Source organism: Nonomuraea sp. NPDC049684, from assembly GCF_044465345.1.
GTDB lineage: Bacteria > Actinomycetota > Actinomycetes > Streptosporangiales > Streptosporangiaceae > Nonomuraea.
On the sequence record NZ_JBITLO010000008.1, the window covers coordinates 248,842 to 257,780 of the forward strand.

At 73.0% G+C, this 8,939-nt stretch carries 9 protein-coding genes and 3 tRNA genes; 3 read left to right on the forward strand and 9 right to left on the reverse strand.

The genetic code is table 11. The features are described 5' to 3' along the window. Window positions 1-52 precede the first annotated feature (52 nt). The 3 genes from ACIBST_RS25805 to ACIBST_RS25815 all read right to left on the reverse strand — a co-directional run bounded on the left by ACIBST_RS25805 (window position 53) and on the right by ACIBST_RS25815 (window position 2,421). Window positions 53-688 carry an FMN reductase gene (locus ACIBST_RS25805; RefSeq protein WP_397175210.1) on the reverse strand — a complete coding sequence of 212 codons (636 nt, stop codon included), beginning with the start codon at window positions 686-688 and terminating at the stop codon, window positions 53-55. Window positions 689-713: 25 nt separating this feature from the next. Beyond that, the gene (locus ACIBST_RS25810) at window positions 714-1,805 is read right to left on the reverse strand and encodes an LLM class flavin-dependent oxidoreductase (protein ID WP_397175211.1); all 1,092 of its coding nucleotides are present in this window, start codon (window positions 1,803-1,805) and stop codon (window positions 714-716) included. Between the two features lie 79 nt (window positions 1,806-1,884). Beyond that, window positions 1,885-2,421: a CGNR zinc finger domain-containing protein gene (locus tag ACIBST_RS25815; RefSeq protein WP_397175213.1), complete on the reverse strand. Its 537-nt coding sequence runs from the start codon at window positions 2,419-2,421 to the stop codon at window positions 1,885-1,887. Between the two features lie 84 nt (window positions 2,422-2,505). Here ACIBST_RS25815 and ACIBST_RS25820 point away from each other — a divergent pair, with 84 nt between their 5' ends. Further along, the gene (locus ACIBST_RS25820) at window positions 2,506-3,753 is read left to right on the forward strand and encodes an MFS transporter (RefSeq protein WP_397175215.1); all 1,248 of its coding nucleotides are present in this window, start codon (window positions 2,506-2,508) and stop codon (window positions 3,751-3,753) included. Here the strand turns inward: ACIBST_RS25820 and ACIBST_RS25825 are convergent. After that, on the reverse strand, window positions 3,740-4,390 hold the full coding sequence (locus ACIBST_RS25825; RefSeq protein WP_397175216.1) for an NAD(P)H-binding protein: 651 nt from the start codon (window positions 4,388-4,390) through the stop codon (window positions 3,740-3,742). The two genes, ACIBST_RS25820 and ACIBST_RS25825, sit on opposite strands and share 14 nt — an antisense overlap. Next, on the reverse strand, window positions 4,387-5,760 hold the full coding sequence (locus ACIBST_RS25830; protein ID WP_397175218.1) for an APC family permease: 1,374 nt from the start codon (window positions 5,758-5,760) through the stop codon (window positions 4,387-4,389). Before ACIBST_RS25830 ends, ACIBST_RS25825 begins: the two co-directional genes overlap by 4 nt. A gap of 103 nt (window positions 5,761-5,863) precedes the next feature. Here ACIBST_RS25830 and ACIBST_RS25835 point away from each other — a divergent pair, with 103 nt between their 5' ends. Further along, window positions 5,864-6,472 (forward strand): TetR/AcrR family transcriptional regulator, encoded by a 609-nt coding sequence (locus ACIBST_RS25835; RefSeq protein WP_397175220.1) that lies wholly within the window; start codon window positions 5,864-5,866, stop codon window positions 6,470-6,472. 452 nt (window positions 6,473-6,924) lie between these two features. Further along, window positions 6,925-7,758 carry an alpha/beta fold hydrolase gene (locus ACIBST_RS25840; protein ID WP_397175221.1) on the forward strand — a complete coding sequence of 278 codons (834 nt, stop codon included), beginning with the start codon at window positions 6,925-6,927 and terminating at the stop codon, window positions 7,756-7,758. A gap of 308 nt (window positions 7,759-8,066) precedes the next feature. Here the strand turns inward: ACIBST_RS25840 and ACIBST_RS25845 are convergent, their stop codons facing one another. The 4 genes from ACIBST_RS25845 to ACIBST_RS25860 form a co-directional block, all read right to left on the reverse strand. Then, window positions 8,067-8,498 carry a nuclear transport factor 2 family protein gene (locus ACIBST_RS25845; RefSeq protein ID WP_397175223.1) on the reverse strand — a complete coding sequence of 144 codons (432 nt, stop codon included), beginning with the start codon at window positions 8,496-8,498 and terminating at the stop codon, window positions 8,067-8,069. A 102-nt stretch (window positions 8,499-8,600) separates the two neighbouring features. Further along, window positions 8,601-8,675: transfer RNA gene (locus ACIBST_RS25850), tRNA-Val, on the reverse strand. A gap of 7 nt (window positions 8,676-8,682) precedes the next feature. Then, window positions 8,683-8,753 (reverse strand) — tRNA-Cys (locus tag ACIBST_RS25855). 15 nt (window positions 8,754-8,768) lie between these two features. Then, window positions 8,769-8,840 (reverse strand) — tRNA-Gly (locus ACIBST_RS25860). Between the last annotated feature and the right edge of the window lie 99 nt (window positions 8,841-8,939).

The window sequence follows — 8,939 nt, forward strand, 5'->3', positions numbered from 1 at the left end:
AGGTCACGGCAAGGGACAGTGAGAGGCACATAGCGGTCAGCACCGCTGCAAACTAGCGCAGTGGGCGCAAAGCCGCGAGCTGCTCCGCGAACGGGACGACTTCCTCGTCCGCCTCGGCCCCGCCTTCTTTCCCGGCCGCGGCGGGGCGGGGAGCGCGGCCCGCCAGCAGGCCGGCCAGCTCGCCGGCGGCCCGGTCGATGCGCTCGCCGAGCCCGTCGGTGAAGGAGTCGCCGCCGCCGCCCCAGTCCTCCGAGGCGGCGTAGACGGCGGTCGGCACGACGACGGCCCGCAGGTAGGCGAACAGCGGGCGCAGCGCGTGCTCCAGCACGAGCGAGTGGCGGGCGGTGCCGCCCGTGGCGGCGATCAGCACGGGCGTGCCCGCCAGGGCCGTGTTGTCCAGGACGTCGAAGAACGACTTGAACAGCCCGCTGTAGGAGCCGCTGAAGGTCGGCGTGACCGCGATGAGCCCGTCGGCCTCCGCCACGGCCTCGACCACCTCGCGCAGCCGGGTGCCGGGGAAGCCGGTCACCAGGTTGTTGGCGATGTCCACGGCCAGGTCGCGCAGCTCGACCACGCGCACCTCGGCCGCGCCGTCCAGCCGCCGCCGGGTGGCCTCGGCCAGCCGGTCGGCGAGCAGGCGGGTGGAGGACGGCTGGGTCAGGCCGGCCGTGACGACGACGAGCTTCATGGGGGGATCTCCTTCCCTGGAGGGGTCAGACCTCGACGGCCTGGGACGTACGGGCCTGGAGCAGCGCGGCGTGCGACGGCGCGTCCGGGACGCCGGCCGGGCGGTCCTTGGCCATCTCCTTGCGCAGCACCGGCACGACCTCCTCGCCCAGGAGGTCGAGCTGCTCCAGCACGGTCTTCAGCGGCAGGCCGGCGTGGTCCATGAGGAACAGCTGGCGCTGGTAGTCGCCGAAGAACTCGCGGAACTCCAGCGTCCGGTCGATGACCTGCTGCGGGCTGCCCACGGTGAGCGGGGTCTCGGCGGTGAACTCCTCCAGCGACGGCCCGTGGCCGTACACGGGGGCGTTGTCGAAGTAGGGGCGGAACTCGCGGACCGCGTCCTGGGAGTTCTTGCGCATGAACACCTGGCCGCCCAGGCCGACGATCGCCTGCTCGGGCGTGCCGTGCCCGTAGTGGGCGTAGCGCCGGCGGTAGAGGTTGATCAGGCGGATGAAGTGCTCCTTGGGCCAGAAGATGTTGTTGGCGAAGAAGCCGTCGCCGTAGTAGGCGGCCTGCTCGGCGATCTCCGGGCTGCGGATCGAGCCGTGCCACACGAACGGCGGCACCCCGTCGAGCGGGCGCGGCGTGCTGGTGAACCCCTGCAGCGGGGTGCGGAAGCGGCCCTCCCAGTCGACGACGTCCTCGCGCCAGAGCTGGTGCAGCAGCGCGTAGTTCTCCACGGCCAGCGGGATGCCCTGGCGGATGTCCTGCCCGAACCACGGGTAGACCGGCCCGGTGTTGCCACGGCCCAGCATGAGGTCCACCCGGCCGTCGGCCAGGTGCTGGAGCATGGCGAAGTCCTCGGCGATCTTGACCGGGTCGTTGGTCGTGATCAACGTCGTGGCGGTGGACAGGATCAGCCGCTCGGTCCTGGCCGCGATGTAGCCGAGCATGGTGGTCGGCGAGGACGGCACGAACGGCGGGTTGTGGTGCTCGCCCGTCGCGAACACGTCGAGGCCGACCTCCTCGGCCTTGAGCGCGATCGCCACCATCGCCTTGATCCGCTCGTGCTCGGTCGGGGTCCTGCCGGTGGTGGGGTCGGTGGTCACGTCGCCCACGCTGAAGATTCCGAACTGCACTTTAGTCACCATCCATGACTGTTGAATCTTTGACAGGTACCGTAGCGTCCCGGCCTCCGCCGTTATTCCATCATCCCGGTCAGGCGCCCGCGCGGGCGCGGAAGGCCGCCGCCTTGGCGCGGTTGCCGCAGCCGCGCATGTCGCACCAGCGGCGGGTGCGGCGGTGGGAGAGATCGACGTACAGGCGGGTGCAGGGGTCGGCCTCGCACTCGCGGACCAGCTCCGCCTGCGGGCCGCCGAGCAGCTCGATCGCCGCGCGCGCCGTCGTGGACAGCGCGCCGGGCAGGCCGCCGCCGCGCCGCAGGCCGCGCTCTTCGAGCGCGACGCCGGCGGGCGGGCGCCGGGCGGTCTCGTTGAGCAGGTCGCGGTCGGCCCGGCCGTACGGGGCGCCCTCGCGGGCGGACGTGGCCAGCCGGTAGATCGCCTCGCGCAGCGCCGTCGCCCGTGCCAGGTCGTCGTCGCCGGTCGCGGGCGGCTCGTCGAGGAGCCCGGCGGCGACCGTCCAGCGGGCCAGGTCGGCGGGGGAGGCCAGCAGGTCGATGCGCGCGCCCCGGCGGTGGCCGATGGTGCCGGCGAGGTCGAGGCCGAGGTTGCCGCTGACGAAGGTGAAGTCCACGGCTCCCATAGTAACCGCGTTGACAAGTTACTTCCGGCGCTGCCAGGGTTGCTAACCACTGAATCCGGTTACTTGGGGGCATCAATGGCGACACTTGTCACCGTCCGCGGCGGGACGCGCCGGTTCGGCGCGCGGCACCGGTGGGTCGTGCTGTCCGTGGGCGTCGGCGCCCAGGCCAGCTTCTCGGCCATGTTCTCCGGCATCCCGCTGACCGCGGTCTCCATGCGCTCGGGCTACCACCTGTCGCTGGGCTCGCTCGGCCTGGTCCTGTCCTGCCTGGGGCTGGGCGTGGCCGCCTCCGACATCGCGTGGGGCATGCTCACCGACCGGTGGGGCGACCGCCGCGTGCTGCTCGCCGGGCTGACCGCCACGGGCGCGCTGCTGGCGGTGATGGCCGCCGCCGTCACGCCGGCCGAGCACGCCGGGGCGGCCCTGCTGGCGGCGTGCCTGCTGGCCGCCGGAGCGCTGGGCGGCAGCGTGAACGGCGCCTCCGGGCGAGCCGTCATGACCTGGTTCGCCGACGGCGAGCGCGGGCTGGCCATGAGCGTCCGCCAGACGGCCATCCCCGTCGGCGGCGCGGTCGGGGTCGCCCTGCTGCCCTGGCTCGCCGAGCGGTACGGGTTCCGCGCCGTCTACGCCGTACCGGCGGTGTTCTGCCTGCTGGCGGCGGCGGCCACCTGGCGCTGGCTGCACGAGCCCGCTCCGGCCGCCGCACCGGCCGCCGCCCCGGAGCCCGGCCCCTCCCCGCTGCGCCGCTGGGACGTGTGGCGGGTGGCGCTGGCCAGCGGGCTGCTCACCGTGCCGCAGTTCGCCGTGCTGTCCTTCACCGCGATCTTCCTGCACGACGTCAAGGGGGCCGGCGCCGGCCTGGCCGCCCTCACCGTGCTCCTCGCCCAGCTCGGCGGCGGCGCGGCGCGCATCTGGACCGGCCGGCGCACCGACCGCCGCGGCGGCCGGCGCACCTGGATCCGCGCCATCGGGACGCTGTCCGGGGTCGTGATGGCCGCCGCCGCGGTGCTCACCTCGGCGCCCACCCCGCTCACCGTCGCCGCCCTGGCGATCGGCGGCCTGCTGGCCAACTCCTGGCACGGCATCGCCTACACCGAGATCGCCGCCATGGCGGGCGCGGCCAGGGCGGGCACCGCGCTCGGCCTGGAGGGCACCGCCTGCTTCGCCTCGGGCTTCCTGACCCCGCTGCTCGTCCCGGTGGTGCTCGGCCTCGCCTCGTGGGAGGCGGTGTGGGGGCTGGCCGCGCTCGCCTCGCTGCTGGCCGTGCCGCTGATGCCGGGGGCCGGGCGGCCGGTGCCGCGGGCCGCCGTCACAGGGCGTTGATCGCCGCCGGGCCGAGGATCCGCTCGGGCGCGCCGCGCTCGGCCACGGTGATCATCGCCTGGCCGATGCGCTCGGTCGTCGTCACCTGCGCCGGGAACAGCCGCCGCAGCAGCGGGTAGAGCGGCGCGGCCACCACGTAGGCCAGCCGGTACCAGCGGGTGCGCGAAGTCACGCCGTGCATCGGCTGGATGTAGCCGGGGCGGAACATGTAGGCGTGGAACGGCAGCGCGAGCAGCGCGTTCTCCGTCGCGCCCTTCACTCTGGCCCACATCGCGCGGCCGTGCTCGTCGGTGCCGGCGCCGGAGACGTAGACGAAGGTCGAGGACGGGCTGAGCCGGGCCAGCGTGGTGCCGGCCGCCAGCGTGCAGTCGTAGGTGACGTGCCGGTACTCCCGCTCGCTCATGCCCGCCGAGGACACGCCGAGGCAGAAGAAGCACGCGTCGTAGCCGGACAGCTCGCCCTCGACGGCCGACAGGTCCGACAGGTCGGCGTGGATCAGCTCGCGCAGCTTGGGATGGACCGTCCCCGTGGGCGACCGGCCGACCGTGAGCACGGCGGTCACGCGCTCGTCGAGCAGGCACTCCCTGAGCACGCCGCGCCCGACCATGCCGGTCGCCCCGAAGATGATCACTCTCATGGTTCAGCCAGATCCCACCCGCCGCGCCGCCGCAGCACCCCCAGATAGTACGCCGCCGACACCACCGCGATCCCGGCGGTGACGTACAGGCTCGGCCGGCCGATCGCCGGGTCCAGCGCGTTGAGGTAGATCACGTACGCCAGCGCGGCCAGCGCCAGCACCGGCGCGAGCGGGAACCACGGCATCCGGTACGCCGCGTGGCCGGTCGTGCCGTTGCGCCGCCCGGCGATCGCGCCCAGGCACAGCGCCGCGTACACGGCCACGATCGAGGTGCCGGTCACCACCAGCAGGAAGCGCTCGTCGATGAAGCAGCAGGCCGCGCTGACCACGCCGGTCAGCACCGTGGCCACCCACGGCGAGCCGTACCGGGCGTGGATCGACGACAGCAGGCGGCTCACCGGCGCGGGCCAGGCGCGGTCCCGTCCGGTGCTGAACAACATGCGCGAGGTGATGAGGATGATGGCCAGCACGGCGTTGAGGATGGCCAGCGCGACGGCCAGGGAGATCACCGTGTTGGCCACGGACCCGGCGCGGGCGGTGACGAAGTACTGCATCATGTTCTCCGCGCCGAACAGGCCCTCCAGCGACGGCGCGCCCACCAGCACCGCCGTCACCGGCACCAGCTCGGCCGCCACGGTGACGCCCAGCGCCCACAGCACGGTCCGCGCGATGCTCCTGGGCGCGTCGTGCACCTCCTCGCCGAAGTAGACCGCCGAGCCGTACCCGTTGTAGGAGAAGATCGCCACCGCGGTCGCCGCGCCGATCAGCCCCAGCGAGGCGGGCACCAGCGCGCCGCCGTCCCCGGCGACCACCGGATGGGTGATCAGCTCGACCGGCGAGCGCTGCGGATCGAACAGGCCGAGCGCCGCCACGACCACCAGCGCGATCATCTCGATGGCCAGGAACACCCCGGTCACCCAGGCGTTCAGCTTGATGTCGAAGACCGCCACGACGGTGGTGAGCAGGCACGTCACGGCCGCCACCAGCGGCCCGTCCAGCCCCGGGAACACCACCGACAGGTACGCGCCCACGCCCAGCGCGATGACGGCGATGATGAGCAGCTGCGTGATGAGGATCAGCCCGAGCACCACGAAGCCGGGCAGCCGGCCGAGCGTCCGGGCGGTGATGGCGTACTCGCCGCCGGTGAGCGGGAACGCCGAGCCCAGCTCGGCGTAGACGAAGGCCATGAACACGCCCACGACGGCGCCGGCCAGGTAGCTGAGGATCGCGCCGCTGCCGGCCTGGGAGATCACGCCGGGGGCGATGATGAAGACCGAGGACGCGGGGGTGATGGCGGACAGGGTGAGGAGGAGGGTGCCGAGGAGCTTGAGTCCCCGGTGCAGGTGTGGATGGGCGGCCGTTGTTGCCACGACGCCTCCTTGGGGGGTTCCTTGAGCGAGTATCAAAGAACTATCCGGGGCGTTCGTCAAGGACGGCTTGCGTTTTTTGAAGCGCCTATGAAGAATCGCGGCCATGGCGCGACCCAGCCGGGCCCGGGAGAAGCGGGCCGAACTCGTCTCCGCCGCCCGCCGGGCGGTGCTCGAACGCGGCATCCTCGACCTGCGGCTGCGCGACGTCGCCGAGGTCGCCGGCATGTCGGCGGGGTCGGTGCTGTACTACTTCCCGAGCATGGCCGGGCTGCTGCAGGAGGTGCAGCGCGAGGCGGTCGACCGGTTCTGCGCGGCCCGCGAGGCCGCCGCCGCCCGCGAGCCCGACCTGCGCCGGCGCCTGGCCATCACCATCGGCAGCGGCCTGCCCGCCGGTCCGGGCGACGAGCTGTGCGTGCTGCTGTACGAGCTGGGGGCGCACGCCCGGCGCGACCCGGCGTACGCGGCCCAGCACATCAGGCTGTACGAGCGGCAGGTGGCCCTGTACGCCGCGATCCTGGAGGCGGGCTCGGCGACCGGCGTCTTCACGCTGACCCGGGACGCCATGACGATCGCCAGGAACCTGGTGGCGCTGGAGGACGGGCTGGGGCTGCACCTGGTGGACGCGGTGCGGCCGTTCGACACGGACACGGCCCGCGACCTCCTCCTGTCCTACGCCACGGACGCCACCCACTGCCCCCTGCCCGCCCCGTAAGCCGTGCCCCTCTCCGCGTCGGACGTGCGTGGGCCTGCCACCTCTCGCCCGCCCTGCCCCTTCCGACCTGCCCTTCCATGTGTGGGCCTGCCACCTCCAACCGGCCTCGGCCGCCACCTCCGCGCTGCCCTCCTCGTGTTGGGAAGGTGGGGACCTGCCGTCTCCACCCACCCACCTGCCTCCTCCGCCGCACCAGGCCACCCCGGGGCGGTCATGCGTCGATCGGGGAGCAATCCCGTTCGCCTCGCCCGTGAGGGGGCGTTTCGACCAGCGGCAGCGAAGCCATGTGGTCATCGCCTCGTGACGTCCCGCTTGGTTCCGGCATCCTCGGGCTGAACCGCGCCTTGCGCAGCAGTCCGGCGACCTCTGGTTCTCGATGTCGGCGAACGTCTAGCGGCCCGCGGGAACATTCGTCCAATCCTCCGGCGCCGGACGGCCGCCACAGTGGCCCCATGACCAGTTCCCACGGCGACACCACCGAGAGCACGATCCTCTCCCTGGACGACGGCGACCTCCACGTCTGCCAGGACGGCCCCCGCGACGCCCCCGCCCTCCTCCTCATCCACGGCTCGGCGTCCTCGGCCCGATCCTGGGACGAGATGGTCCCCCTGCTCACGGGCTCCCATCGCGTCATCCGGATCGACCTGCTCGGCCACGGCCGCTCCGCCAAACCGGACGACCGCGGCTACACCACCCCCGACCAGGCGCGCCGGGTGGGCGAGGCGCTGGACCTGCTCGGCGTGCGGGAGGCCGTGGTCGCGGGCCACTCCAGCGGCGGCGCGGTCGCCACCGCCCTGGCCGAGCAGCGTCCCGGCCTGGTGACGGCGCTCGTCCTCATCAACACCGGCCCCGGCCTGGACGCCTTCATCGCCCCGGCGTCGGCCGCCTTCGCCCCCACGCAGTGGCCGCCGACCGACGAGCAGATCCGCCTGTTCGCGAGCCCGGGCTTCAGCCGTCCCGGCTACCGGCCCCCGGACGAGCTGCTGGACGAGGTCCGGTGCATGACCCTCCACACGCTCGCCGCGACCATGCAGGGCACCCGGGACTACCTGAGCGAGCGGCCGCTCCCTGACCGGCTGGCGCCCCTGGGCAAGCCGCTGCTGGTGATCTTCGGCGCGGACGACCGGCGGTGGCGGTCGTCGTCCGCGTCCGGTTACCGCGTCGTGCCGGGGGCCGAGATCGCGCTCCTGCCCGGCCTCGGCCACACCCCCATCCTGGAGGACCCCCACCAGACCGCCCGCACCCTCCTCCCCTTCACCACAACCCACCCCAACCAGCCACACTGACCCAACCGGACGCATGAAGCCACCCGGACGGGGGGCCGGTGAGCGGGGAAGCGGCCCGGCCAGGGTGCGGCCCGGCCAGGGTGCGGCCCGGCCAGGGTGCGGCCCGGCCAGGGTGCGGCCCGGCCATGATGCGGCCCGGCCATGATGCGGCCCGGCCATGATGCGGCCCGTTCAGGGAGCCGCCGGTGCGGGAGCCGCCCGGATAGGAGGCCGCCGGTCGGGAGGTGGCCCGGCCGGGGAGCCGCCCGGTCGGGATGCGGGTCGGTCGGAAGCGGCCGAGGGGCCCGCCTGGCACGGGTGTCTGGGGGTTACTGGGCTGTGCGCCAGCACTGCTCCTCCACCAGTTCCTGGCTGCGCCAGCCGTCGGAAGTGCGCAGCATGCGGTGGTGGTACCAGCCGCCGCCGTGCAGGAACCCCTTGGTGTCGGCCGCGGCCATGTCGCGGGTGGGGGCGAGGGTGTCGGTGAACGGGGCGCTGATCCGCGCCTCGTCCCCGGTGAGGACGATCCGCGCGGCCCCGATCAGGTGCAGGCGTCCGGGCCAGTGCGTCAGCACCTCGGCCAGCCAGCTCTTGACCTCCGCCGGCCCGCCCCTGATCCCGCCCGCGGACCGGTAGTCGATGACCGCCTCCGGGCTGAACACCTCGTCGAGCAGGTCCCACTCGCCGGAGTCGACGGCCCGCGAGTATCGGGCCAGCAGGTCGGTGATCTCCAGCCGGTCGGCGATCTCCTGAACGTCCATGCCCCTGATCGAACCAAACGCTTGCTACAGACGCCAGGCCCGGAAGGGCCGCGAAAAAGCATCAGCCAGGTCGGCGACCCCGCCGACCTGGCTGATGAGAGATGGTGGACGATACTGGGATTGAACCAGTGACCTCTTCCGTGTCAGGGAAGCGCTCTCCCGCTGAGCTAATCGTCCTTCGTAGAGGTGGCGACGGGATTTGAACCCGTGTGGACGGCTTTGCAGGCCGCTGCCTCGCCTCTCGGCCACGCCACCGAGCCGGAAGCTCCGAGCGGAAGACGGGATTCGAACCCGCGACCCTCACCTTGGCAAGGTGATGCTCTACCACTGAGCCACTTCCGCGTGCGCCCCGCTCGTGCCGGGCGACGAGAGAACTCTAGCGAATCCTCGCCGAGTCCCCAAACCGGACCGCTTCCGCGCAGGTCGTCCCGGGTGCGGCCC

What these genes read in the sequence shown, in the direction of transcription:
- ACIBST_RS25825 (WP_397175216.1), bottom strand. Translation starts at nt 4,390, where the DNA reads ATGAGAGTGATCATCTTCGGGGCGACCGGCATGGTCGGGCGCGGCGTG.
- ACIBST_RS25805 (WP_397175210.1), bottom strand. Translation starts at nt 688, where the DNA reads ATGAAGCTCGTCGTCGTCACGGCCGGCCTGACCCAGCCGTCCTCCACC.
- ACIBST_RS25835 (WP_397175220.1), top strand. Translation starts at nt 5,864, where the DNA reads ATGGCGCGACCCAGCCGGGCCCGGGAGAAGCGGGCCGAACTCGTCTCC.
- ACIBST_RS25845 (WP_397175223.1), bottom strand. Translation starts at nt 8,498, where the DNA reads ATGGACGTTCAGGAGATCGCCGACCGGCTGGAGATCACCGACCTGCTG.
- ACIBST_RS25840 (WP_397175221.1), top strand. Translation starts at nt 6,925, where the DNA reads ATGACCAGTTCCCACGGCGACACCACCGAGAGCACGATCCTCTCCCTG.
- ACIBST_RS25820 (WP_397175215.1), top strand. Translation starts at nt 2,506, where the DNA reads ATGGCGACACTTGTCACCGTCCGCGGCGGGACGCGCCGGTTCGGCGCG.